Origin of the sequence: Micromonospora sp. URMC 107 (genome assembly GCF_051386315.1) — a bacterium.
GTDB lineage: Bacteria > Actinomycetota > Actinomycetes > Mycobacteriales > Micromonosporaceae > Micromonospora.
Window position 1 is genome coordinate 1 of sequence record NZ_JBPQTK010000046.1, and the last position, 24,548, is coordinate 24,548.

A 24,548-nucleotide genomic window follows, 5' to 3' on the forward strand; every position below is an offset into this window, starting at 1 on the left:
CCAGTGTCCCCGGGCCTCACCTAAATTGCCTTCGCGGAATACCGTTCGGCTGGAGCCGCGTCGCGCCACTCGCCGAGAGGCGACCTGCACACCGACACCAGCGCCGCCCCCGAGCCTCCGGGCCCGGGGGCGGCGCTGTCTCGTCGTCGCACCCGCACCCGACACGGCACCGCCCGCGCCGCCTCGGCCAAGAAGCCCGCGCTGCCGCCGCCACGAAGCCGCGGAGTGCGGGGCGGCGACCGTCGGGGTGGTGATCGGGCGGCACGGGTCGCGGTCCCGCGCGGCCTGGCCTATGTTCATGTTGGCGACGTCGGACGGGCCGGGAGAGGGGGTGTCGCGTGGGCCTGCGGACCTTCATCCAGGGCTGGCCGGTCTACCGGCAACTCACCGGCACCGACCCGCTGGGCCGGGGCGCCGCGGCGCAGTCCGGCCGGTCGGCGGAGCTGACCGCCCGCACCGAGACCGCCGACAGCGTGGCCCGCTCGGTCTGCCCCTACTGCGCGGTCGGCTGCGGCCAGCGCGTCTTCGTCAAGGACAACGAGGTCGCCCAGATCGAGGGCGACCCGGACAGCCCGATCTCCCGGGGCCGGCTGTGCCCCAAGGGGTCGGCCAGCAAGAGTCTCGTCACCAGCCCCCTGCGGCAGACGAAGGTCCGCTACCGGCGGCCCTACGCCACCGAGTGGGAGGACCTGGAACTCGACGTCGCGCTCGACATGATCGCCGACCGGATCCTCGCCGCCCGCGCGGAGACCTGGGAGGACGTCGACGCGCAGGGCCGGCCGCTCAACCGCACGCTGGGCATCTCCAGCCTGGGCGGGGCGACGCTGGACAACGAGGAGAACTACCTCATCAAGAAGCTGTTCACGGCGATGGGGGCGCTCCAGATCGAGAACCAGGCGCGCATTTGACACTCCGCCACCGTCCCCGGTCTGGGGGCCAGCTTCGGTCGCGGTGGCGCGACGGACTTCCAGCAGGACGTCGCCAACGCTGACGTCATCGTCATCCAGGGCTCGAACATGGCCGAGGCCCACCCGGTGGGCTTCCAGTGGGTGATGGAGGCCAAGCGGCGCGGCGCCAAGGTGTTCCACGTCGATCCGCGGTTCACCCGCACCAGCGCGCTGGCCGACACCTACCTGCCGATCCGGGCGGGCTCCGACATCGCGCTGCTGGGCGGCGTGGTGCGGTACATCCTGGAGAACGAGCTGGACTTCCGGGAGTACGTGCTGGCCTACACGAACGCCGCGACGATCGTCAGCGAGCGGTTCGTCGACACCGAGGACGGCGACGGATTCTTCTCCGGGTTCGACCCGGAGACGGGCAGCTACGTCCAGGACTCCTGGCAGTACGCGGGCCACGAGTCGGACTCGGGCAGCGGGCACACCGCGAAGGAGCGGGACACCGCCGCCGGGCTGCGTCACGAGTCGCACGGCGCGCAGGTGGGCGGTCAGACCGAGCGGGACGAGACGTTGCAGCATCCGCGCTGCGTCTACCAGATCCTGAAGCGGCACTTCGCCCGCTACACCCCGGAGATGGTGGAGCGGGTCTGCGGCATCCCGCGGGAGAAGTTCCTGGAACTGGCCCAGGCGTGGGCGGCGAACTCGGGCCGGGAGCGCACCGGCGTGCTGATCTACTCCGTGGGATGGACGCAGCACAGCGTCGGCGTGCAGTACATCCGCACCGGCGCGATCATCCAGCTGCTGCTGGGCAACATGGGCCGCCCGGGCGGGGGCATCCTGGCCCTGCGCGGGCACGCCAGCATCCAGGGCTCCACCGACATCCCGACGCTGTTCAACCTGCTCCCCGGCTACCTGCCGATGCCGCACCACGCCGACCACCCCACCTTCGACGCGTGGGTGGACAGCATCCGCCATCCGGGTCAGAAGGGCTTCTGGGGCAACGCCCGCGCCTACGCGGCGAGCCTGCTCAAGGCGTACTGGGGGGACGCGGCGACGCCCGAGAACGACTTCTGCTACGGGTACATGCCCCGGATGACCGGCGACCACGGGACGTACCAGCAGGTGCTGAACATGATCGACGGGAAGGTGCGGGGCTACTTCCTGCTGGGCCAGAACCCGGCGGTGGGGTCGGCGCACGGCCGGGCGCAGCGCCTCGGCATGGCCAACCTGGACTGGCTGGTGGTCCGCGACCTGTTCATGATCGAGAGCGCCACGTTCTGGCGGAACAGCCCGGAGGTCGCCACCGGCGAGATCGTGCCGGAGCAGTGCAAGACGGAGGTGTTCTTCCTGCCGGCCGCCTCGCACGTGGAGAAGGAGGGCACCTTCACCCAGACGCAGCGGCTGCTGCAGTGGCGGGAGAAGGCCGTCGACCCGCCGGGCGACGCCCGCTCCGAGCTGTGGTTCTTCTACCACCTCGGGCGGCGGCTGCGGGAGAAGCTGGCCGGCTCCGACCTGCCGCGCGACCGGGCGCTGCTCGACCTGGCCTGGGACTACCCCACGCACGGCCCGCACGCCGAGCCGAGCGCCGAGGCGGTGCTGCGCGAGATCAACGGGTACGAGGTGACGACCGGTCGCCCGCTGTCGGCGTTCGCCGAGGCCCGCGACGACGGTTCCACCGCCGTCGGCTGCTGGATCTACTCCGGGGTGTACGCCGACGGCGTCAACCAGGCGGCGCGGCGCAGGTCCCGCCACGAGCAGGACTGGGTGGCCGCCGAGTGGGGCTGGGCGTGGCCGGCGAACCGGCGCACCCTCTACAACCGCGCCTCGGCGGACCCGCAGGGCCGGCCGTGGAGCGAGCGGAAGCGCTACGTCTGGTGGGACCCGGACGCGGGGGAGTGGACCGGCTACGACGTGCCGGACTTCGAGCGGACCAAGCCGCCGACGTACCGGCCGCCGGAGGGCGCGTCCGGCCCGGAGGGGATCGCCGGCGACGACCCGTTCGTCATGCAGGGCGACGGCAAGGGCTGGCTGTACGCGCCGAGCGGCGTGCTCGACGGCCCGCTGCCGACGCACTACGAGCCGGCCGAGTCGCCGGTGCGCAACCCGTTCTACCGGCAGCAGGCCAACCCCACCCGCAAGGTGTACGCGCACCCGGTGAACTCGGTGAACCCGAGTCCGCCGCAGGAGCACAGCCAGGTCTTCCCGTACGTGTTCACGGTCAGCCGGCTCACCGAGCACCACACGGCGGGCGGGATGAGCCGCACGGTGCGGCCCCTGGCGGAGCTGCAACCGGAGATGTTCGTCGAGGTGTCCCCGGAGCTGGCCGCGGAGGTGGGCCTGGCGCACCTGGGCTGGGCGCACATGGTCAGCGGGCGGGCGGTGATCGAGGCGAAGGTGCTGATCACCGACCGGCTCAGCCCGCTGCGCGTGGACGGGCGGGTGATCCACCAGCTGTGGTTGCCGTACCACTTCGGGTTCGAGGGGCTGGTGACCGGCGACTCGGCCAACGATCTGTTCGGGATCACCCTGGACCCGAACGTGCTGATCCAGGAGAGCAAGATCGGTACCTGTGACGTGCGGCCCGGTCGGCGGCCCACCGGCCCGGCCCTGCTGGACCTGGTGGCGGACTACCAGCGGCGGGCGGGCATCGTCCCCGGCCGGCCGGCCCCGACGCTCACCCCGGGGGCGCTCCCGCCGTCGCCCGCCGCCGACGGGGCCGGGGAGGGCCGCGATGCTTCCTGACCCGCACAGCCTCTCCGGTCCGCTGGATCCCGCCCCGGAGGCCGGCTGGACCGACGCCCCGCCCCGGATGGGCTTCTTCACCGACACCAGCGTCTGCATCGGCTGCAAGGCGTGCGAGGTGGCCTGCAAGGAGTGGAACGACGTCCCCGGCTCGGGGTTGGACCTGCTCGGCATGTCGTACGACAACACCGGCGCGTTGACCGCGAACTCGTGGCGGCACGTGGCGTTCGTCGAGCAGCCCCGTCCGGCCGGGCACCGCAGCCCGCCGTTCGCCGGCACGCCGACGGGCGCGTCGGTCAGCGCCTCGTCGGCGGCCGTCGCCGCCGGCGTCGGCAACCCGAGCGGCACGGAGCCGGGAGTGCCGCCGGGCGCGGCGGACGCGGCCGCGCGGATGGCCGCCGGCACCGGGGCCGACTCGGCGACCGGCACCGGCGGCGCGACCAGCACCGGCACGACCGGCGGCGCGACCAGCACCGGCGCGACCAGCACCGGCACGGGCACGGGCCCCGCCGGCACGGGCACGGCCGGCCGGGCCGGCGGGCCGGAGTTCCTGGGCATGCCCGGGGCACAGCCGCCGGGGCGCGCCGGGGGCGCGGAGGGGCGCACCGACTTCCGCTGGCTGATGATGTCCGACGTCTGCAAGCACTGCACCCACGCGGCCTGCCTCGACGTCTGCCCCACCGGCTCGCTGTTCCGCACCGAGTTCGGCACGGTGGTGGTGCAGGAGGACATCTGCAACGGCTGCGGCTACTGCATCTCCGCCTGCCCCTACGGCGTCATCGACCAGCGCAAGGGCGACGGCCGGGCGTGGAAGTGCACGCTGTGCTACGACCGGATCGGCGCGGGCAACACCCCCGCCTGCGCGCAGGCGTGCCCCACCGAGTCCATCCAGTACGGCCCCCTCGACGAGCTGCGGGAGCGGGCCGCGGCCCGGGTGGCGACGCTGCACGAGCGGGGCGTACCCGAGGCGCGGCTCTACGGGCACGACCCGGGCGACGGCGTCGGCGGCGACGGCGCGTTCTTCCTGCTGCTCGACGAGCCCGAGGTGTACGGGCTGCCGCCGGACCCGGTGGTCACCACCCGGGACCTGCCGAAGATGTGGAAGCGGGCGGGCGTGGCCGCGCTGGCGATGGCGGCGGCGGCCGTGGCCGCGTTCGTGGGAGGTTCCTCGTGACCGCGGATCGTCCGGTCGGCGACCTGTTCCGCCGCTTCCGTGACCGCCTCGCCGGCAGCGCCGGTCCCGCCAGCGACGCCGGCGACGCCGGACCCGGCGGCGGGCTGCCGGACGTGACGGGCGGGGGAGCCGAGCCCGGCGGTGGCGTCGCCGGGGCGGGCGTGTCGCGGGGCGTCACGGTTGCGGCCGGAGCGCGGCAGCCGCACGCCGAGACCGGAGAACGGCAGCCGCCTGCCGAGGCCGCCAGCCGCGGGCGGCGGCGTGGCGGGCGGGGCCGGCGCGGCGGCGAGGAGCTGGCCGTCCCGGAGGCCGAGTTCACCTCCTACTACGGCCGGCCGATCCTCAAGGCGCCGGTCTGGAAGTGGGACATCGCCGCGTACCTGTTCACCGGCGGGCTGGCCGCCGGTTCGTCGCTGCTCGCGGCGGGCGGGCAGCTCACCGGCCGGCCCGCGTTGCGCCGCGCCGGCCGGGTCGCCTCGCTGGCGGCGGTCACCGCCAGCACCGTCTTCCTGATCAAGGATCTGGGGCGGCCCGCCCGGTTCCACCACATGCTGCGGGTGGCCAAGCCCACCTCGCCCATGTCCGTGGGCACCTGGATCCTCGGCGCCTTCGGCCCGGCCGCCGGGCTCGCGGCGGTCGCCGAGAGCGCGTCGTGGCTGCCCGGGCGCGGCCTGCCGGGGCTCGTCCGCCAGGCGCTGCCGCCGGTCGGGCACGCCGCCGGACTGGCCGCCGCGGCGACCGCGCCGGCGCTGGCCACGTACACGGGGGTGCTGCTGGCCGACACGGCCGTGCCGTCGTGGCACGAGGCGTACCCGGAACTGCCGGTCATCTTCGCGGGCAGCGCCCTGGCCAGCGGCGCGGGAGTGGGACTGATCGCCGCGCCCGCCGCGCAGGCCGGGCCCGCCCGCCGGATGGCGGTGGCGGGCGCGGCCCTGGAGCTGTACGGCGCGCACCGGGTGGAGACCCGCCTCGGGCTGCTCAGTGAGCCCTACCGCACCGGTCGGCCCGGTCGACTGCTGCGCGCCGGGCGGACCCTGACGGCGGTCGGGGTGGCCGGCGCGCTGCTGGGCCGGCGCAGCCGGACGCTCTCCGCGCTGTCCGGGGTGGCTCTGCTGGGCGCCTCGGTGGCGACCCGGTTCGGCATCTTCGAGGGCGGCGTGGCCTCGGCGAAGGATCCGAAGTACACGGTGGTGCCGCAACGCGAGCGCCTCGAGCGGCGCCGCGCCGCCGGGGGCTGACGCCCTCCCGCGCACGCCCGCGGGGCCTGTGGTTCACTGCTGCGTGGAGGCGTTCAGGCGGCTGGTGCCCCTCCCGGTCTTCAAAACCGGTGTGGTCCGGGATCCGGGCCAGGCGGGTTCGATTCCCGTCCGTCTCCGCCACGCTGCGGAAGTGAGGACCATGGGGGACGTCGCGGCCGATCCGCGCCGGCGGGTGCCGCGCACCGACGCGCTGCTCGCCGACCCCCGGCTGGCAACCGCCGCGGCCACCCTGGGCCGGGAGCGGGTCAAGGCCGCCGTCCACCGCGCCCAGGAGCGCGCCCGTCGGGGCGAGATCACCCCCGAGGCGGTACGCGACGCCGCGCTGGCCGCCCTGCCCGCGGCGGCGCCCCGGGCGGTGCTCAACGCCACCGGGGTGGTGCTGCACACCAACCTGGGTCGGGCCGCGCTGTCGCCCGCCGCCGTCGCGGCGGTCGCCGCCGCCACCGGGCACACCGACGTCGAGCTGGACCTGCGTACCGGGCGGCGGGCCCGGCGCGGACGCGACGCCCTCGACGCCCTCGCGGCGGCGGTGCCCGACGCGGGCGCGGTGCACGTGGTCAACAACGGCGCCGCCGCGCTGGTGCTCGCCGCCACCGCGCTGGCCGCCGACGCCGAGATCGTGGTCAGCCGGGGCGAGCTGGTGGAGATCGGCGACGGGTTCCGCCTGCCCGACCTGCTGGAGAGCACCGGCGCCCGGCTGCGCGAGGTCGGCACCACCAACCGCAGCACGCTCGACGACTACGCCGCCGCGATCGGTCCCCGCACCGGGTTCGTGCTCAAGGTGCACCCGTCGAACTTCCAGGTCACCGGCTTCACCTCCGCCGTGCCGGTGCGGCGGCTGGCCACCCTCGGCGTCCCCGTGGTCGCCGACATCGGCTCCGGGCTGCTCGCGCCCGATGAGCTGCTGCCCGCCGAGCCGGACGCCGCCAGCACGCTGCGGGCCGGGGCGGCGCTGGTCACCGCCAGCGGCGACAAGCTGCTCGGCGGCCCGCAGGCGGGGCTGCTGCTCGGTGCCGCCGACCTGGTCGAACGGCTGCGCCGGCACCCCCTGGCCCGGGCGTTGCGGGTGGACAAGCTGACCCTCGCCGCGCTCGCCGCCACCCTCGGCGATCCGGCGACCCCCACCCGGGCCGCGCTGCACGCCGACGCGGGCGCGCTGCGGGCGCGCACCGAGCGGCTGCGCGACGCGCTCGCCGCCGACGGGTGCGAGGCGCAGGTGGTGCCCGCCGGGGCGGTCGTCGGCGGCGGTGGGGCCCCCGGCGTCGAGCTGGCCTCGTGGGCGCTCAGCCTGCCCGAGCGGTACGCGTCTCCGCTGCGCGTCGGCGACCCGCCGGTGCTGGGCCGGGTGGTACGCGGGCGGCTGCTGCTGGACCTGCGCTGCGTGCCCCCCGACGCCGACGCGGCGCTACGCGCCGCCGTGCTGCGCGTGCCCGGGGAGGGCTGAGGCGTGTTCGTGGTGGCCACCGCCGGGCACGTCGACCACGGCAAGTCGACCCTGGTCCGGGCGTTGACCGGGATGGAACCCGACCGGTGGGCCGAGGAACGCCGCCGGGGCATGACCATCGACCTCGGCTTCGCCTGGACCACGCTGCCCTCGGGCACGACGGTGGCGTTCGTCGACGTGCCGGGGCACGAGCGGTTCGTGCCGAACATGCTCGCCGGCGTCGGCCCGGTGCCCGCCGCGCTGGTCGTCGTCGCCGCCGACGAGGGCTGGATGCCGCAGTCGGCCGAGCACCTGGCGGCGCTGGACGCGCTCGGGGTGTCGTACGGCCTGCTGGTGGTGACCCGCGCGGACCTGGCCGATCCGGGCCCGGCGACGGCCCGCGCCCGGGCGGAGCTGGCCGCCACCTCCCTCGGCGCGGTCGACGCGGTCGCGGTCAGCGCGGTGAGCGGCGCCGGCCTGCCGCAGCTGCGCGCGGCGCTGGACCGGCTCGCCGCCCGGCTGCCCGCCCCGCGCACCGACGCCCCGGTGCGGCTGTGGGTGGACCGCGCCTTCACCGTGCGCGGCGCCGGCACCGTGGTGACCGGCACCCTCGGCGCCGGCCGGCTGCGGGTGGGCGACGAACTGGAGCTGGCCGGCGGCGCGGAGGCGGTGCGGGTACGCGGCCTGCACTGCCTCGGCGTGGCCCGGCCCGAGGTCGCCCCGGTCGCCCGGGTGGCGGTGAACCTGCGCGGCACGCCCCGGGACCGCCTCGGGCGTGGCGACGCGCTGCTCACCCCTGGCCGCTTCCACCGCACGGACCTGCTGGACGTCCGGCTGGCCGGCGACCCGACGGCGCAACTGCCGGCCACCCTGACCCTGCACATCGGCTCGGCGGCGGTGCCGGCCCGGGTCCGGCCCCTCGGTCCGGATACCGCCCGGCTGCGGCTGGCCCGCCCGCTGCCGCTGCTGGTCGGGGACCGGGCGCTGCTGCGCGACCCGGGCCGGCACCACGTCGCGGGCGGGGTGACCGTGCTGGACGTGGCGCCGCCGCCGCTGACCCGCCGGGGCGCGGCGGCCGCCCGCGCGGCCGTGCTGGCGACGGTGGACGGCCGCCCCGACCTGGCCGGCGAGCTGCGCCGGCGGGGGCTGGCGCGGGCCGCCGACCTGCTCCGCACCGGGGTCGAGGGCACCGGCCGGCCGGTGGCCGGCGACTGGCTGGCGGACCCGGAGCACTGGCGGGGCCTCGGCGCCCGGCTGGTCGAGGAGGTCGCCCGGCACGCCCGGGAGCACCCGCTGGAGCCGGGCGCGCCGGTCGAGCTGCTGCGCCAGCGCCTCGGCCTGCCCGAGCGGGCGCTGGTCGAGGCGCTGGTCCGGCCGCCGCTGCGGCTGCGCGCCGGTCGGGTCACCGCGTCGGCGGCCGACGCGCTGCCGGAACCCGTGGCCCGGGCCGTGGCCCGGGTCCGCGCCGAGTACGCCGACCGCCCGTTCCGGGCCCCCGAGGCCGAGCACCTCGCCGACCTGGGGCTGGGTCCCCGGGAGATCGGCGCGGCCGTGCGCGCGGGGGCGCTGCTGCGGCTCGCCGAGAACGTGGTGCTGCTGCCCGGCGCGGCCGACGACGCCGTGCGGGTGCTGGCCGGGCTGCCCCAGCCGTTCACGCTCAGCGCCGCGCGGCGGGCGCTGGACACCACCCGCCGGGTCGCGGTGCCGCTGCTGGAGCTGCTGGACCGTCGCGGCGTCACCCGGCGGCTGCCCGACGACGCGCGGGTCGTGGTCACGGCCCCGTCCTGAAGCCGCCCCGGCGGGGCCGGTGGTCGCCTAGCGTGGCGCCATGGACCCTTCCGCGGTCTGGCGGGACAAGCAGCACAAATGGCGGATCGAGGCGTACCGGGCGCCGGACCTGCGCTTCGCGATCTTCGCCACCAACGGCACCACCGAGTCCGCGCCGCTGTGGCTGTTCGGGATGTCGGCGCTGGCCCGGTGGCTGATGACGCACAAGATCTCCCTCGACGACCTGGAGGTCGACTGACATGGGGGCGCAGCTCGGTCAGCTCGCGCTGGTGGCGGTGCTGGTGCTGGTCAACGCGGCCCTGTCGGGCAGCGAGATGGCGCTGGTGACGCTGCGCGAGGGGCAGGTGCGGCAGCTGGGCCGGCGCAGCGGGTCGGGGGAGCGGCTGGCCCGGCTGGTGCGCGACCCCAACCGGTACCTGGCGACCATCCAGCTCGGCATCACCCTCGCCGGGTTCCTCGCCTCCGCCGCCGCCGCGGTCTCCCTGGCCGAGCCGCTGGTCGGGCCGCTGGGTTTCCTCGGCGGGGCCGCGCGCGGCGTCGCGGTCGTCCTGGTCACCGTGCTGCTGACGTTCGTCACCCTGGTCGTCGGCGAACTGGCCCCCAAGCGGCTGGCGATGCAGCGCGCGGAGCGCTGGGGGCTGGTCAGCGCCGGCCCGCTGGACCTGCTGGCCCGGCTGTCGCGGCCGGCGGTCTGGCTGCTCAGCAAGGCCACGAACGGGGTGGTGCGGCTCGCCGGCGGGGACCCGCGCGCCAGCCGGACGGAGATGACCGAGGACGAGCTGCGGGAGATGCTGGTCAGCCAGCGGGGCCTGTCCGCGCAGCAGCGGGAGATCCTCACCGGCGCGTTCGACATCGCCGGCCGGACGCTGCGGGAGATCCTGGTGCCCCGGCTGGACGTGACGGTGCTCCCCGCGACGTTGCCCGCCGCCGACGGGCTGCGCCGGCTCGCCGCCGCCGGCCGCTCCCGCGCCCCCGTCGTCGGGCCGGGTGGGCTGGACGAGGTGCGGGGCGTGGTGCACATCCGCGAACTCGTCGAGGCGGACGCGGCGACGGTCGCCGACCGGGCCCGGCCGCCGCTGCTGCTGCCCGGCACCCTGCCCGTCTCCGACGCGCTGCGCGAGCTGCGGCAGTGCCACCAGCAGCTCGCCCTCGTCGTCGACGAGCACGGCGGGGTCGACGGCATGATCACCATGGAGGACCTGCTGGCCGAGGTCGTCGGGGAGCTGTACGACGAGACCGACCGGGACGTGACCGGGGTGATCCGGGAACCGGACGGTGCGCTGCTGGTGCCGGGCGACTTCCCGCTGCACGACCTGGCCGACGTCGGCGTGCGCCTGCACTTCCGGCCGTCGCGGGAGTACACGACGGTGGCCGGCCTGGTGCTGGCCGGGCTGGGGCACCTGCCGACCGGCCCGGGGGAGACCGTGCACCTGCCGGGGCTGACCGTCGAGGTGGTGCAGGTGTCCGGCCGGACGATCCGCCGGGTCCGGCTGCGTGGCTTCCCCACCGGCCCCCGACCCGACACCCACCCGGGTTGAAACGGACGAAACGGCTGCGTCCGGGGCGGGTCGGGTCCTACCGTCCGGGTGTGAAGGACCGAGGGATGCGGACGTTCGTCACGGTGCTGGCCGGGCTCGCGGTGATCTACTTCGGCACCACCGGCCGCAGCGAGGAGGACGGCCGAGGCGTGTCCGGCGGCCTCGTCGTGCTCGCGCTGCTGGCGGCGCTGCTGGTGTGGCACCTGACGAAGCCGGGCGACAAGACGGCCAAGTAGCCCCGTCACGCGGCGGCGCGGGTGACCTCGCCGGCGGGCTCCTCGCCGAGGGCCACCCGGACCAGCGCGGAGGCGAGCCGGCCGAAGTCGGCCGGGTCGACCAGCCCGGCCAGCCGCTCCGCCGAGCCGGGCAGGCCGAGGCGTTTCGCGCCGGCCAGGGCCCGCCGGTCGGCGAACGGGCGCAGGTCCGGCCAGACCACCTGCGCCTCGCGCAGGAAGATGTCGGCGCCGGTGGGGCCGATGCCGGGGAACTCCGTCAGCAGTCGGCGCAGCCCGGCCGGTTCGCCGCCGGCGTCGCGGTGCAGCCGGCGCAGGTCGCCCCGCCAGCGGTCCAGGCACAGCCGGGCCCCGGTGCCGAGCATCGTCGAGGTGCGCTCGTCGTAGCGGCGGTAGTGGCCCCGGCCCAGCGCGTCGACCCGGTCCTGCCAGCTCGCCGCCTCCATTGCCTGCGGGGTCCGGTAGCCGGCGGCGAAGAGTTCCCGCGCGGCCGCCACGGCCACCCCCGCCCGGATCCGCGTGCTCAGCAGCGTGGCGAGCACCAGCAGCTGGTAGAGCGGGGCGGGCCGGTCGGCGAGCGTGATACCCGCCTCCTCGGCGTACGTGCGGCCCCGCCGGTCCAGCAGGACCCGCGCCACCTTCCGGTCGTCGCCCATCCTCGGGGTGTACCCGCCCTGCGCCCGGCCACCCCTGCGAGCGTGCTTCCCGGCGGGTATGCGGCCGGGGCGGGCGGGTAACCGACGTCGGACACGGTCGGACCCCGGAAGGAGAGAGCCGTGGTGAACCCGCAGCAGGAGGAGTTCCGCCGCAACAACAAGGGCGCCACCAGCCAGGACAGCAAGGGCCCGCGCCCGACCGGGCACCCGCTCAACCGCGGCTCGTCGCACGGCGACGAGGGGCGGCCGGTGCCGCGGGGGCAGGTGTCCCCGTACGGCCCGGCCACCGAGCCCGTCGCCGACGACGAGAGCGCCGGGGGCTAACAGCCCCGGCCCGAGGCGGGCGGTCGCAGCCGGTTCCAGGTGGCTGCGGCCGCCACGCCGTACGCGAGGTGCGGCACGATGTCGGCCAGCCAGTCCGACCGGCGCCAGGTGCGCGGATCGGTCACCCCGAGCAGGGTCATCGAGCCGTCGGACATCGTCATCACGCCGCCGCCGAGCACCCCGACGGCCAGCGGCAGCGGCATCCGCCGGCCCCGGGCGAGCAGGGCGTACCCGACCCCCGCGGCGACGCCGATGCCGTAGCCGAGCAGCGGCCCGAGGCCCGAGCGGCGGTTCGCCGCCCGGTCCCCGGACCCCAGACCCACGTGCGCCACCTCGGCCACCCGCCCCGCGCTGCGCTCCGGGGTGCTGCTCGCCGGTCGCGCGCGGACCACCATGTCGAGGTAGCTGACCACGTTCAGGGCGGTGCTGCCGACCGCGCCGGCGATCGCCCCGTCGGCCAGGCCCGCCGCCCTCACTTCGGGTCGCCCGGTTCGCGCTCGCCCTTGGGGCCGTAGACCCGCTCACCCCGTACGACCCCCCGCTGCCCGCGGTCGGACTGCAGGATCCGGTTGGCCACGTCGTTGGCCTTGTCGTCCGGCACCCGCCGTCCCGAATCGTCGATCGCGTTCCGGATGCGCGCCCGCTGCTTGTCGTACGCGTTGCTGCCCGGCCGTGGTCCTGGCATCACTGCCTCCTCCGGTCGTCGTCGCCGTTGGCGTACCGCGGTCGTCTACCCGCCCGCGCCGCGACCAACCCCGCGACCGGTTCAGCGGGGCGCGCGGATCACCGCGACCGGGCAGTCGGCGTGGTGCAGCAGCGACTGGCTCACCGAGCCCAGCAGCAGCCCGGTCAGCTCGCCGCGCCCCTGCCGGCCGACCACCAGCAGTTGGGCCCGCCGGGACGCCTCGGCGAGCACGGTGGTGGGGCGGCCCCGGGTGGTCTCCCGGCCGACCGGCACGTCCGGCCACCGTTCCGTCAGCCCGGCCAGCGACTCGGCGACCACCCGCTCCTCCTCGGAGCGCAGCTCGGTGTCGTCGTACACCAGTGGTCGCATGTCCCCCGGGCCGGTGGAGGTCGGGTGCCGGTAGGCGTGCACCGCGACCAGCGCCGCGCCGCGCACCGACGCCTCCTCGATGGCGAACTCCGCGGCGAGCCGCGCCGTCTCGGAGCCGTCCACGCCGACGACCACGGGCCCGTCGGGGTGGTCGGTGCCCCGGGCGACCAGCACCGGGCAGTCGGCGTACGCGGCGACCTGCACCGCGACGGACCCGACCACCAGGGCGGAGAAGCCGCCGAGCCCCCGGTCGCCGAGCACGATCAACGCGGCGGACGGCGACTCGCCGAGCAGCACCGCGGCGGCCTCGCCGTCGATGATCTCGCCGGAGATCCGCAGCCCGGGCACCATGGCCTCGGCCTCGTCCGTCGCGGCGGCGACGACCTGTTCCGCCTGGTGCCGCAGGCCGGCGCCGGGTGGGCCCCCGGCGGGCGCGCCGACGGGCACGTGCAGCAGGGGCCAGATGAAGGCGTGCACGATCCGCAGCGGCCGGTGTCGGCGGGCCGCCTCGACGGCGGCGAGCCGCACGGCGCGCAGCGCCGATTCCGAGCCGTCCACGCCGACGACCACCGCCGCGCCGTTCGCCGAGTTCACCGCCCACCTCCCGCCGGTTCCCGGCCAGTATCGCGGCCGGCCGCCTGTCGGCGGGCCGATACCGCGCAGCCCGACCGGTGGGTACGCTGTCCACGCCCACCGGGGAGGGAGCGTCGTCGATGGATGAGCCGGACCAGCCGAGCACCGCGCGAATGATCGATTTCTGGCTCGGCGGGGAGCACCACTTCCCGGTCGACGTCGCCGCCGCCCGCGACTTCGAGCAGGCGTACGGGCCGTGCGCGCCGGTCTTCCGCGAGCTGCGCGCCTTTCTCGGCCGGACGGTCCGGGCGATGGCCGCGCAAGGGGTGGACAGCTTCCTCGTCTTCGGCGCCGGGGTGCCCACCATGGGCAACGTGCACGAGGTCGCCCCGGAGGCCACCGTGCTCTACACCGACGTCGACCCGGTCACCATCCGCCTCGGCCAGCGCCTGCTTGCCGGCAGCGACCGGGCCGGCTACGGCTACGGCGACGCCGCCGACATCGGCACGGTCGACCGCGCCCAGCTGCACCGGTTCGTGCCGGGGTGGGGGAGGAGACCGGTCGGCGTGGTCTTCCTCGGCCTGGCCGCGTTCCTGGACGACGAGACGCTGGCGCGCACCCTCGACGAGCTCTACGAGGCCACCGCGCCGGGCAGCCTGCTCGCCGTCGACTTCGACACCGAGGAACTGGCCGCCTTCCCGGAGGCCCTCGCGATGATGGGGCCAGCGTTCCGGATGCGCCCGCCGGCCGCGTTCGCACGGCTGCTGGGCCGCTGGACGCCCACCGACGACGGCATCGTCCCGATCGACCGGTGGCGTCCGGACGGCCCGCCGGCGCAGGTGCCGGACGCCTTCCACGGCGGGCTCGCCGTCCGCTCGGCGGCCTGACCGGCCGTCCATCCAGCACCCGGCCAGCGCCGGCGCCGCCCGAGGCGACGCCGGCGCCCCGCGCCGTGCGTGCGTCGCGCCGCGACGGCGTGTTTCCGCCCGCCCGCCCGGAGGACGGGGGAGGGGCCTCCGTATGATGCTTGCCCTACGGCAAGCTTCCGGAGGGTGATCATGTTGGAGGCACCGGGCCAGGTCTCGCGTGCGCTTCGTGCGGCCCCGCCCGACCGGGTGGTGGAGGCGGCGGACCGGGCCATCCGGTCGGCGCTCGGCGCCTCCCGGACGGACGTGTTCATCGCCGACTACCGGATCACCGGGCTCTGGCCGGTGCTGGACACCGACCTCGCCGACGGCGGCTTCCTCGCCTGCCACACCGTGGCGCAGCGCTGCTTCAGCAGCCAGCAGCCGGTGACCGACGCCGACGACGGGGGTCCGTGCCGGCTCTACCTGCCGCTGTCGGTGTGGGGGGAGCGGCTGGGCGTGCTCCTGGTCGAGCTGCCCGGCCCGGTCGGTCCGGACGTCGTCGAGCGGGCCGCGGACATCGCCGGTGAGTTGGCCGTCGTGCTGCGCGCGGCGGACCGGGAGACCGACCGGTACCGCCGGATCCGCCGGCGGGAGCGGCTCAGCATGGCCGCGGAGATGCAGTGGGAGCTGCTGCCGGGACGCGGCGTGAGCCACGCGGCGTTCGAGCTCGCCGGCCAGCTGGAGCCGGCGTACACGGTCGGCGGGGACCACTTCGACTGGTCGGTGGACGACGACCGGCTCACGGTGACGGTGCTCAACGGCACCGGGATCGGGCTGGCGGCGTCGCTGCTGACCGCCGTCACCGTGAACGCGCTGCGCAACGCCCGGCGTTCGGGGGGCGGCCTCGTCGAGCAGGCCGAGTTGGCCTCCGACACGGTCTTCTACCAGCACCGGGGTCGCCGCTACGTGGCCACGCTGCTGCTCGAACTGGACACCGTCACCGGCCGGGTGCGGGCGGTGGACGCCGGCTCTCCGCACCTGCTTCGGCTGCGCGGCGGCACGGTGACGCCCATCGACCTGGAGCAGCAGCTGCCGCTGGGCATGTTCGCCGAGGCCCGCTACGACGTCCAGGAGTTCGACCTGGAACCGGGGGACCGGCTCTTCGTGGTCAGCGACGGGGTGTGGGCCGCCGATCCCGGTGACCGCGGGGCGTACGGGGAGCGGGCGATGGCGCGGGCGATGCGGTCCACGCGGCTGCAGCCGCCGGCGGAGTCAGTTGGTACGGTGATGCGCGAACTGCACGCCTGGCACGCGGATGCCGACCTGCGCGACGACGCGGTCGTCGTCTGCCTGGACTGGCGTGGTTCCGCCGGGCGGGGTGACGGGTGAGAGCCGTCGTCGCCACGGCAGGGCACGAGCGGGACGATCGCAGGGGACACCGGGTGGAGCGACCTCCGAATCTCGCCGCGGCGGTCGGCGCCGCCGCCGAGGCGCTCGTCGGTGTGCTCGACTCGGCGGTGTCCCGGCACCAGATGGCCGTCTCGCCGACGCAACTGCGGGTGCTGTCGCTGATCAGCGGCCGGCCGGAGACCAACGTCAACGGCCTGGCCGAGTTGCTGGACGTCGTACCGTCCTCGGCGAGCCGGCTCTGCGACCGGTTGGAGGCCGTCGGGCTACTGCGCCGGGTGCCGGACCCCCGCGACCGGCGGGAGGTGCGGCTGGTGCCGACCCCCGCCGCCGAGACGTTGCTGCGGGAGTTGCAGGAGCGCCGGCACCGTGCGGTGCAGGCCGTGCTGGACCGGATGCCCGGTCGGGCGCAGCACGAGCTGCTGCTGGCGCTGCTGGCCTTCGAGCGGGCGGCCGCCGCCGCGACGGTCGAGTCGCCGGTCGACTCCTCGACCCGCACCGCCTGACGGGGGTTTCCCGTCGTCAGCGCCATTCCGAATCGTCCCACTAGTGTCCTAGGATGCCTTACGCGTGGTGACACGCCACACACGACGCAGCCGCCACCGGCGGGACGGAAAGCCTGAGCCCGGAGCGGGCACCGGGAGCCCGATATAGTGGCAGCGCAATCAGCCGGCCCGTGATCGTGACGATCGCGGGCCGTGTCAGGCGAAGGTCCCGTACGGGGATCGCAGGGGACGCCGGCGTCAGCCGGCCCGACAGCGGCCACGTTCTCCGCCGCCCGTCCTCGGCCGGGCGGCGGAGCGCGTCGCGGAGGAGGTTCGGTGTCGGGTCCGCCGGCTCGGGAAGAGCACCCGGAGGCCACCGCCGGCACGGGCGGGTCGGCCGTGGGCGACCGGGTCCTCACGCTGCCGAACGTCATCAGCTTCGTCCGGTTGCTCGGCGTGCCGCTCTTCCTCTACCTGCTGCTCGTCGCGCACGCCGACGTGGCCGCGCTCGTGGTGCTGGCCGTCGGCGGCACCACGGACTGGGTGGACGGCTGGGTGGCCCGTCGCATGCGCCAGGTCAGCCGGCTGGGGGAGCTGCTCGACCCGCTCGCCGACCGGCTCTACATCCTCGCCACCCTCCTCGCCTTCACCGCGCGGGACGTGGTGCCCTGGCAGTTCACCGCGGCGCTGCTGGCCCGGGAACTGCTCCTGCTCGGTTCGCTGGCGGTGCTGCGCCGGCACGGGTACGGCCCGCCGCCGGTGCACTATGTCGGCAAGACCGCGACCTTCCTGCTGCTGGCCGCCTTCCCCGTCCTGCTGCTCGCCGCGGCGGTGCCGGGTGCCGCGACCGTGGCGGGGGCGATCGGCTGGGGCCTGGCCTGGTGGGGCCTGGTGCTCTACTGGGTGGCCGGCGCGCTCTACGTCGTGCAGGCAAACCGGCTGGTCAGGGCGGTACGGGCCGGGGGAGCGCCGGCATGACGGGTACGCCGGGCGACGGGCGGGGACGCGCCGACCGGGTGTACGCCCCGGACTTCCTCACCGAGCTGTTCCGCAACCCGCTGGATCCCGGGTACGCCGACGCGGCGGCCCGGCGTCGGGAGCGGCAGGCGCCGGCCCCGGGGTGGCGGCGCTGGTCGGCGCGCTCCGTCAGCCTCGTGGTGGTGCTGCTGCTGGGTTTCCTGTTCGCGGTGGCGTACCGGCAGACGCTGGAGGCCGAGCCGGGGCGCAGCCAGGCCCGCTCGGGGCTGGTCGAGCAGATCAAGCAGCGGGAGAGCGAGACCGACCGGTTGTCGGTGCGGGCCGACGAGCTGCGGGCGGAGGTGGCGCGGCAGCGGGCGGCGGCGCTGGGTGGCTCGGAGGCGGCGCGGCTGCACAACCTGGAGGCGGGCACCGGTCTGGGGCGGGTGCGCGGTGACGGCGTGGTGGTGCGCCTGGCGGACGCGCCGCAGAATCCGGACGCGGTGACCGGCGCGGACGTGGGTCCGTCCCGGGTGATCTACAGCGATCTGCAGGGTGTGGCCAACGACCTGTGGGCGGCGGGGGCGGAGGCGATCTCGATCAACGGTCAGCGGTTGACGGCGATGTCGACGATCCGCTCGGCGGGTCAGGCGATCCTGGTGGACTTCCGGCCGGTGACCGGGCCGTACGAGGTGTCGGCGATCGGGCCGGGGTCGATGCGGGACCGGTACGAGGACAGTCGCAGCGCGTTGACGATGCGGAAGGTGGCCGAGGACACCGGGTTGTCGTTCGGGGTGCGGGAGGCCGAGGACCTCACCCTGCCGGCCGCTCCGGACCCGCGGCTACGCTACGCGAAGCCCTCGGTGAGCCCGACGCCGTCGCCGTCGGGGGCCGACGGATCCGTCAGTCCTGGGCCGGCCGGTTCGAGGACGTCTCCCAGCCCCTCCGGAGGTGGTCGATGATCGCGGTGCTGGCGTTGCTCGCCGGTGTGGTCCTCGGGGTGTGGCTCGACCCCACGGTGCCCACGGCGTTGCAGCCGTACCTGCCGATCGCGGTGGTGGCCGCGCTGGACGCGGTGTTCGGCGGGGTGCGGGCGAAGCTCGACCGGATCTTCGACGACAAGCAGTTCGTGGTGTCGTTCATTTCGAACGTGCTGGTGGCGGGTCTGATCGTGTATCTGGGCGACCAGTTGGGGGTGGGCGGTCAGCTCTCCACCGGCGTGGTGGTCGTGCTCGGCGTGCGGATCTTCGGAAACGTGGCGGCGATCCGTCGGCACCTGTTCCGGGCGTAGGTTGGTGGCGATGAGCAGCGACGAGCACACGGAGACGGGCACGGGTTGGCCGCAGCCCGCGGGTCCGAGGCGGCCGGCTGGTCCGGCGGGGGAGCCCGATCCCCGGCCGGACGCGCCGGATCCGGACGAGTTGAGCCCGTTGGCGCCGGAGCGGTCCGCGCCGCCGGTGGAGCCGCCGGTGCGGGAGCCTGCCGTGCGGGAGCCCGACGACGGCGAGACGGTGGACCTGAGCCGCGCCGCCGGTTCGGGTGACGTCACGCCCGCGGCGCCCGAGGGTTCCGTCGCGCAGCCGGTGTCCGGCGGTGCCGTCGCGCAGCCGGTGTCCGGCGGTGCCGTCGCGCAGCCGGTGTCCGGGGGCGGCGGGACGCCGCCGCGGCGGCGGGTGAGTTCGGCCGGCGTGATGATCGCGGCGCTGCTGGCGTTGCTGGGGTTCACGCTGGTGGTGCAGCTCAAGACGACGTCGACGGATCCGACGGTGGCGGCGACGCGGCAGGAGGACCTGGTGCGGATCCTCTACGACCTGAACTCGCGGGAGGTCCGGCTGCGGCAGGACATCGCGACGCTGGAGGAGAGCCAGCGGCAGTTGCGTTCGGGTCAGCAGGGGCGGCAGGCGGCGTTGGAGGAGGCGACGCGGCGGGCCGACGAGCTGGGCATCCTGGCGGGGACGTTGCCGGCGACGGGGCCGGGGCTTTCGGTGCGCTTCGAGGCGGGCGAGAAGCCGATCTCGGCGTCGCGGGTGCTGGACGCGGTGCAGGAGCTGCGGGGCGCGGGCGCGGAGGCGATGCAGATCTCCGGTGGTGACCGGGCGACGGTGCGGATCGTCGCCTCGACGTTCTTCCTGGACGGGGAGGGCGGGTCGTTGGTGGTGGACGGGCGTCGGTTGACGGGTCCGTTCACGATCACGGTGATCGGTGATCCGGCGACGATGCGTACGGCCTTGAACATTCCCGGCGGGGTGGTGGCGTCGGTGACGGGTGACGGCGGTAAGTTGATCGTCGAGGATCGTGAGGCTGCCGAGGTTTCGGCGCTGCACGCGCCGATCAAGCTGGAACACGCCCGTCCGGTCTCCTGACCGGCGCGGCTCGCACCGGGTCTCCGGTGCGCCGATGGATGAAGGACGCGTCTGGTGATTCCTGAGGATCTGCGGTATACCGCCGAGCACGAGTGGGTGGCGGGTGACGGCGGCGGCACTGTCCGGGTCGGCATCACGCACTTCGCGCAGGACGCCCTGGGTGACATCGTGTACGTCCAGCTGCCCGATTCCGGTGCGGTGGTGGCGGCCGGTGAGTCGTTGGGTGAGATCGAGTCGACCAAGAGTGTGTCGGAGATCTACGCGCCGCTGAGCGGTACGGTGGCGGCGCGCAACGAGGCGCTCGGCGACACCCCGGAGGTGATCAACACCGATCCGTACGGTGCGGGTTGGTTGCTGGAGATCACCCCGGACGATCCGGCGGCGGTCGACGGCCTGCTGTCCGCGGACGCGTATCGTGAGCTCACCGAGAGCTGAGTGCGTCCCCTCCGGGCGCGGCGGGTGTTCCGCGCGTCCGGTTGCCCTGCATTTCGGCGCTGGCTAGGCTCGCCCAGTCGACCGAGAACCAATAGTTCAGCGTTGCGGAATTGCCTTTCCGGGCACGGGGAGCCAGCCGCCGGGTGTTGGAGTGCCCGGCGGCCAGACCCGCCATTACCCGACGCCGACCGAACAGATCCGTGAGGTGGTCCCATGACGCGCCCAGACGACGAGTTCCCCCCACTCGACGTCACTTCGACGCTCAATCTCGGTTCGCTCGACGAAGTGCTGGAGGGGCCGGACACCGATGTGGTGCCGAGCCGGATGTCCGGTTCGTTGCCGCCGGGTATGGCGCTGCTGGTGGTTCGCCGGGGTCCGAACGCGGGTGCCCGGTTCCTGTTGGATCACGACGTGACGACGAGCGGTCGGCACCCGGACAGTGACATCTTCCTCGACGACGTGACGGTGTCGCGGCGGCACGCCGAGTTCCACCGTGACGGTGGGACGTTCACGGTGCGGGACGTGGGGAGCCTGAACGGCACGTACGTGAACCGGGAGCGGGTCGAGGCGGCCACGTTGAGCAATGGTGACGAGGTGCAGATCGGCAAGTTCCGGGTGGTGTTCATCGCCGGTCCGCGTCCCGAGGAGGGGGCCGGCCGGGGGTGAACGAGCCTGCGGCCTCCACGCCGCCCGAGGCGGCCCGCGCCCGTCCGTTGATGAGTATCGGCGAGGTGCTGGGTCAGCTGCGGGTCGATTTCCCGGACGTGACCATTTCGAAGTTGCGGTTCCTCGAGGCCGAGGGTCTGGTGGAGCCGCAGCGGACGGCGGCGGGTTACCGGAAGTACAGCTGGGACGATGTAGCGCGGTTGCGGTTCGTGCTGACCGCGCAGCGGGACCAGTACCTGCCTTTGCGGGTGATCCGGGACCAGTTGGCGCAGTGGGACGCGTCCGGGGAGTCGCCGGGTCGGCAGCGGCCGACGTTGGTGGCGGTGGGTCCGGACGGTGAGGTTCCGGGGCGGGCGCCGGAGGAGCCGGCCGGGTCGCCGCAGGTGCGGCTCGGCCGGACGGATCTGGTGGCGCGCAGCGGGATCGACGAGTCGACGCTGGGCGAGTTGGAGCGGCTCGGTGTGGTGGTGTCGGATCCGCCGGGTTGGTACGACGGCGACGCGTTGATCATCGCGCGGGCGGTGGCGGGTCTGGCGGCGTACGGGTTGGAGCCGCGGCACCTGCGGGCCTTCCGGACGGCGGCGGATCGGGAGGTCGGTCTGTTCGCGCAGTTGGTGGCGCCGTTGGCGCGGCAGAGTGATCCGGCGGCGCGGGCGCGGGCGGCGGAGACGGCGCGGGAGTTGGTGGCGCTGTCGCAGCAGTTGCATGCGGCGTTGGTGCGGGTGGGGTTGCGGTCGACGTTGGGTCGGTGATCCGGCGGGGGCCGTGCGGAAAGATCTTCCCCGGGAAGCGTGTCGTAGGCTTGCCGGGGTAACCCCTTTCTGGCGCGGGCGTGTGCGGGTAGCGCATGGGACGGCCGTGTCGCGGTCCGTGTACCGTGCAGGGAAGGGCGCGGTGCGGCGTAGGTGACAACGACACGGAGGCGGCGGTGCGCGAGCTGAGCGTGGTCGGAGTTCGGGTGGAGCTGCCCAGCAACCAGCCGATCGTCCTGCTCAGGGAGGTCGAGGGGGACCGCTATCTGCCGATCTGGATCGGTGCGGTCGAGGCGACGGCGATCGCCTATGAGCAGCAGGGGGTCAAGCCGGCCCGGCCGCTGACCCATGATCTTCTGCGGGACGTGTTGGCGGCGTTGAAGGCGCCGTTGCGGGCGGTGGAGATCACCGAGTTGAAGGAGAACGTCTTCTACGCGGATCTGTTGCTGGGGGACGGGGTGCGGGTGTCGGCCCGGCCGAGTGATTCCATCGCGTTGGCGTTGCGGGTCGGTGCGCCGATTCGTTGTGCCGAGGAGGTCCTCAGCGAGGCGGGGATCGTGATCCCGGACGAGCAGGAGGACGAGGTGGAGAAGTTCCGCGAGTTCCTGGACCAGGTGCGTCCGGAGGACTTCGCCGGCTGATTTCGGTCTTCGCCCGGGGTCGTCACGTTCGGTGATGTTCCGGTGCTGTGGGTGATCTTCGTTTGTCGTGGCGCGGCGTGTCGCGACGGTTCCTGCGGGGCAATTCCTGAAGGCGGCTATAGGGTTGCCGTTGTCGAGGGGTGCACGTCCCGGAAACGACGTGTCACCGCACTGGCGGGGAGGTTGTCCGGATGCACGAGCCGCGAGATCCCGATCCGGGTACGGAGCTGGACGAGCCGGGTGTGGCGCCGCCGGGTTGGGCGACCGAGGGTGACGGTGCCGTAGGGTACCGAGGCGTGACGGCCTGCCACGCGGTGGGGATCAGCTACCGCCAGTTGGATTACTGGGCCCGTACCGGGTTGGTGGTGCCGAGTGTGCGTGACGCTTCGGGTTCGGGCACGCAGCGGTTGTATTCGTTCCGGGACCTGGTGGTCCTGAAGGTGGTGAAGCGGCTGCTGGACGCCGGGGTGTCGTTGCAGAACATCCGGAAGGCGATCGAGGCGCTGCGCTCGCGTGGGGTGGCGGATCTGGCGGGCATCACGTTGATCTCCGATGGCACGACCGTGTATGAGTGCCGGTCGCCGGAGGAGGTGGTCGACCTGTTGCAGGGTGGCCAGGGTGTGTTCGGCATTGCGATCGGTGGGGCGTTCAAGGAGATCCAGGGTTCCCTGTCGCACCTGCCGTCGGAGCCGGCGACGCCGGCGGAGCCGCCGGTGGCGGCGGATCCGGTGGGTGACGAGTTGGCGGCGCGTCGGGCGCGGCGTCGGGCTGGTTGATCTCCGGCGGCTGGCCGGGGCGCGTGTCGTGGGTGTTCCGGGGAGCCGGGGGCCGCTGCGGTGATGTCCAATGTGGCCTGCTCGGAGGCAAATGCCGACAGTGGACGCCTTGGGCACGAGTCGCCTTGTTGACAGTCATTGCGTCTGCGGGAATCCTGTGTGCGGCGTTCGCGATCTTCTGCGCGCATATCACCCTCGGTGATGTGCCGGGTTGGTGCGGCGAACCTGTACGGGACGACGCAGAAGGCGGCGGCGACGCCTGCCCGACGATCGGATTTAGACAAGAGTGCAGACTGACTATCACGTCGACGCAATGGTCTTGGCTGCCGGTGAGCGTGCCGTGGACGGCAACGCCTCGGGCTGCCCGGTGGCTCATGCCTCCCGGCCGCAGGAACCTCTGGTGGAGGACGTCGCGGCGGAGGCCGTCGAGTTCCTACAGCTCTACCACGCGGAGCGGCGGCTGCCGGGCCTGATCGGGCGGATCGCTGAGGTCCGGGAGGAGATCGCGCTGACCGGCACGTACCGGCACACCACGGAGGAGTTGGCGTACGGGGCGAAGGTCGCCTGGCGGCAGTCGGTGCGTTGCGTGGGGCGGGTCCGGTGGGCGGGGCTGAAGGTCCGCGACCGGCGCGGGGTGACGACGGTGGCGGGCATCTCGCAGGAGTTGGCGCAGCACCTGGCGGTGGCGGACAACGGCGGGCGGATCCAGTCGGTGATGACGGTGTTCGCGCCCGACCGGCCGGGGGTGGGTCCGCGGGCGCGGATCTGGAACGACCAGTTGATCCGGTACTGCGGGCATCGGCTGGAGGACGGGTCGGTGCGGGGTGATCCGGCGCAGGTGGCGATGACCGATGCGGCGCGGCGTCTGGGGTGGCGTCCGCCGGCGGTACCGGGCCGGTTCGACCTGTTGCCGTGGGTGATCGAGACGGCGTACGAGGACCCGACGGTGGTGGAGGTGTCCCGGGATCTCGTTCGGGAGGTCGCCCTGGTGCATCCGGACCATCCGTGGTTCGAGGATCTGCGGCTGCGCTGGCATGCTCTGCCGGTCATCAGCAACATGCGCTTGCGGATCGGTGGGGTGGATTACAGCTGTGCTCCTTTCAACGGTCACTATCTGAGTGACGAGATCGGTACCCGCAACATGGGTGACCGGGACCGCTACGACCAGTTGCTGCCGGTGGCGCGGGGGCTGGGGTTGGACACCTCGCGCGAGGACAATCTGTGGCGCGAGCACGCCGTGTTGGTGATCAACCAGGCGGTGTTGCACTCGTTCCGGTTGGCCGGTGTGCGGGTGTCGGATCCACACACCGAGTCGGAGCAGTTCATGAGGTTCTGTGAGTTCGAGGAGCGGGCGGGTCGGCCGGTGCATGGTGACTGGTCGTGGCTCAACGGCAGTGTGGGGTGGGCGGCGTTGCACGCCGTGCACCACCGCTACTACGACGAGGGGATCCCGAACCCGAACCTGTGGCAGGCGGACCGTGCGTACGGGACGTCGGGCGTGGCGCAGCCGACCCTGCGGCAGCGTCATGACGTCGCTCGCCGGCAGGAGGGCTGAGGC

Annotated in this window: 26 protein-coding genes and 1 tRNA gene; 23 read left to right on the forward strand and 4 right to left on the reverse strand. The window is 74.4% G+C overall.

The features are described 5' to 3' along the window. The first annotated feature begins 338 nt into the window (after positions 1-338). The 9 genes from fdh (at position 339) to ACSNN9_RS13320 (ending at position 11,056) form a co-directional block, all read left to right on the forward strand. The gene (gene fdh / locus ACSNN9_RS13280; protein WP_436673345.1) at positions 339-3,638 is read left to right on the forward strand and encodes a formate dehydrogenase; all 3,300 of its coding nucleotides are present in this window, start codon (positions 339-341) and stop codon (positions 3,636-3,638) included. After that, entirely contained in the window at positions 3,628-4,812 is a 1,185-nt protein-coding gene (locus ACSNN9_RS13285) for a 4Fe-4S dicluster domain-containing protein (protein ID WP_436673346.1), read from the forward strand. The genes fdh and ACSNN9_RS13285 overlap by 11 nt, the downstream gene beginning before the upstream one ends. Next, entirely contained in the window at positions 4,809-6,050 is a 1,242-nt protein-coding gene (gene nrfD / locus ACSNN9_RS13290; protein WP_436673347.1) for an NrfD/PsrC family molybdoenzyme membrane anchor subunit, read from the forward strand. Before ACSNN9_RS13285 ends, nrfD begins: the two co-directional genes overlap by 4 nt. A 45-nt stretch (positions 6,051-6,095) precedes the next feature. Further along, positions 6,096-6,191, forward strand: a tRNA-Sec gene (locus ACSNN9_RS13295). 19 nt (positions 6,192-6,210) lie between these two features. After that, positions 6,211-7,515: an L-seryl-tRNA(Sec) selenium transferase gene (gene selA / locus ACSNN9_RS13300; RefSeq protein ID WP_436673373.1), complete on the forward strand. Its 1,305-nt coding sequence runs from the start codon at positions 6,211-6,213 to the stop codon at positions 7,513-7,515. 3 nt (positions 7,516-7,518) lie between these two features. Continuing rightward, a complete protein-coding gene (selB, locus tag ACSNN9_RS13305) occupies positions 7,519-9,282 on the forward strand; it encodes a selenocysteine-specific translation elongation factor (protein WP_436673348.1) in 1,764 nt (587 codons plus the stop codon). A 40-nt stretch (positions 9,283-9,322) separates the two neighbouring features. Next, positions 9,323-9,520, forward strand: coding sequence for a hypothetical protein (locus tag ACSNN9_RS13310; protein WP_350687479.1), 198 nt, complete (start codon positions 9,323-9,325; stop codon positions 9,518-9,520). Between the two features lies 1 nt (position 9,521). Continuing rightward, positions 9,522-10,820, forward strand: coding sequence for a hemolysin family protein (locus ACSNN9_RS13315; RefSeq protein WP_436673349.1), 1,299 nt, complete (start codon positions 9,522-9,524; stop codon positions 10,818-10,820). A 65-nt stretch (positions 10,821-10,885) separates the two neighbouring features. Then, positions 10,886-11,056, forward strand: coding sequence for a hypothetical protein (locus ACSNN9_RS13320; protein WP_165947846.1), 171 nt, complete (start codon positions 10,886-10,888; stop codon positions 11,054-11,056). A gap of 5 nt (positions 11,057-11,061) precedes the next feature. Here the strand turns inward: ACSNN9_RS13320 and ACSNN9_RS13325 are convergent, their stop codons facing one another. After that, positions 11,062-11,709 (reverse strand): hypothetical protein, encoded by a 648-nt coding sequence (locus ACSNN9_RS13325; RefSeq protein ID WP_436673350.1) that lies wholly within the window; start codon positions 11,707-11,709, stop codon positions 11,062-11,064. A 120-nt stretch (positions 11,710-11,829) separates the two neighbouring features. Here ACSNN9_RS13325 and ACSNN9_RS13330 point away from each other — a divergent pair, with 120 nt between their 5' ends. Then, positions 11,830-12,033 (forward strand): hypothetical protein, encoded by a 204-nt coding sequence (locus ACSNN9_RS13330; protein WP_121398373.1) that lies wholly within the window; start codon positions 11,830-11,832, stop codon positions 12,031-12,033. Here ACSNN9_RS13330 and ACSNN9_RS13335 read toward each other — a convergent pair. The 3 genes from ACSNN9_RS13335 to ACSNN9_RS13345 all read right to left on the reverse strand — a co-directional run bounded on the left by ACSNN9_RS13335 (position 12,030) and on the right by ACSNN9_RS13345 (position 13,681). Further along, positions 12,030-12,509, reverse strand: a complete 480-nt coding sequence (locus tag ACSNN9_RS13335) for a hypothetical protein (RefSeq protein ID WP_436673351.1) — start codon at positions 12,507-12,509, stop codon at positions 12,030-12,032. The genes ACSNN9_RS13330 and ACSNN9_RS13335 overlap by 4 nt on opposite strands. After that, a complete protein-coding gene (locus ACSNN9_RS13340) occupies positions 12,506-12,718 on the reverse strand; it encodes a phosphatidylethanolamine-binding protein (RefSeq protein ID WP_101409922.1) in 213 nt (70 codons plus the stop codon). The genes ACSNN9_RS13335 and ACSNN9_RS13340 overlap by 4 nt, the downstream gene beginning before the upstream one ends. Before the next feature lie 81 nt (positions 12,719-12,799). Further along, a complete protein-coding gene (locus ACSNN9_RS13345; protein ID WP_436673352.1) occupies positions 12,800-13,681 on the reverse strand; it encodes a universal stress protein in 882 nt (293 codons plus the stop codon). A gap of 119 nt (positions 13,682-13,800) precedes the next feature. On the opposite strand from ACSNN9_RS13345, the gene ACSNN9_RS13350 reads away from it, so the two are divergent. From ACSNN9_RS13350 to ACSNN9_RS13410, 13 genes are all read left to right on the forward strand, one after another. Continuing rightward, complete coding sequence (locus ACSNN9_RS13350; RefSeq protein ID WP_436673353.1) at positions 13,801-14,547, forward strand: SAM-dependent methyltransferase; 747 nt, start codon at positions 13,801-13,803, stop codon at positions 14,545-14,547. 171 nt (positions 14,548-14,718) lie between these two features. Continuing rightward, entirely contained in the window at positions 14,719-15,897 is a 1,179-nt protein-coding gene (locus ACSNN9_RS13355) for a PP2C family protein-serine/threonine phosphatase (protein ID WP_436673354.1), read from the forward strand. Positions 15,898-15,950: 53 nt separating this feature from the next. After that, positions 15,951-16,421 carry a MarR family transcriptional regulator gene (locus tag ACSNN9_RS13360; RefSeq protein WP_436673355.1) on the forward strand — a complete coding sequence of 157 codons (471 nt, stop codon included), beginning with the start codon at positions 15,951-15,953 and terminating at the stop codon, positions 16,419-16,421. Between the two features lie 315 nt (positions 16,422-16,736). Continuing rightward, complete coding sequence (locus tag ACSNN9_RS13365; protein WP_436673356.1) at positions 16,737-17,378, forward strand: CDP-alcohol phosphatidyltransferase family protein; 642 nt, start codon at positions 16,737-16,739, stop codon at positions 17,376-17,378. Continuing rightward, positions 17,375-18,319: a DUF881 domain-containing protein gene (locus ACSNN9_RS13370; RefSeq protein ID WP_436673357.1), complete on the forward strand. Its 945-nt coding sequence runs from the start codon at positions 17,375-17,377 to the stop codon at positions 18,317-18,319. The genes ACSNN9_RS13365 and ACSNN9_RS13370 overlap by 4 nt, the downstream gene beginning before the upstream one ends. Continuing rightward, positions 18,316-18,648, forward strand: a complete 333-nt coding sequence (locus tag ACSNN9_RS13375; RefSeq protein ID WP_089000302.1) for a small basic family protein — start codon at positions 18,316-18,318, stop codon at positions 18,646-18,648. Before ACSNN9_RS13370 ends, ACSNN9_RS13375 begins: the two co-directional genes overlap by 4 nt. 10 nt (positions 18,649-18,658) lie before the next feature. Continuing rightward, positions 18,659-19,720 carry a DUF881 domain-containing protein gene (locus tag ACSNN9_RS13380; RefSeq protein ID WP_436673358.1) on the forward strand — a complete coding sequence of 354 codons (1,062 nt, stop codon included), beginning with the start codon at positions 18,659-18,661 and terminating at the stop codon, positions 19,718-19,720. A gap of 54 nt (positions 19,721-19,774) precedes the next feature. Next, positions 19,775-20,155: a glycine cleavage system protein GcvH gene (gene gcvH / locus ACSNN9_RS13385; protein ID WP_358085100.1), complete on the forward strand. Its 381-nt coding sequence runs from the start codon at positions 19,775-19,777 to the stop codon at positions 20,153-20,155. A gap of 213 nt (positions 20,156-20,368) precedes the next feature. Continuing rightward, on the forward strand, positions 20,369-20,821 hold the full coding sequence (gene odhI, locus ACSNN9_RS13390) for an oxoglutarate dehydrogenase inhibitor Odhl (protein WP_089000305.1): 453 nt from the start codon (positions 20,369-20,371) through the stop codon (positions 20,819-20,821). Between the two features lie 50 nt (positions 20,822-20,871). Further along, positions 20,872-21,573 (forward strand): transcriptional regulator FtsR, encoded by a 702-nt coding sequence (gene ftsR, locus ACSNN9_RS13395; protein WP_357874051.1) that lies wholly within the window; start codon positions 20,872-20,874, stop codon positions 21,571-21,573. Positions 21,574-21,749: 176 nt separating this feature from the next. Further along, positions 21,750-22,214 (forward strand): bifunctional nuclease family protein, encoded by a 465-nt coding sequence (locus tag ACSNN9_RS13400; RefSeq protein WP_101409915.1) that lies wholly within the window; start codon positions 21,750-21,752, stop codon positions 22,212-22,214. A gap of 191 nt (positions 22,215-22,405) precedes the next feature. Further along, a complete protein-coding gene (locus ACSNN9_RS13405) occupies positions 22,406-22,990 on the forward strand; it encodes a MerR family transcriptional regulator (protein WP_357873946.1) in 585 nt (194 codons plus the stop codon). A gap of 313 nt (positions 22,991-23,303) precedes the next feature. Then, positions 23,304-24,545, forward strand: a complete 1,242-nt coding sequence (locus ACSNN9_RS13410) for a nitric oxide synthase oxygenase (RefSeq protein ID WP_436673359.1) — start codon at positions 23,304-23,306, stop codon at positions 24,543-24,545. The last annotated feature ends 3 nt before the right edge of the window (positions 24,546-24,548 follow it).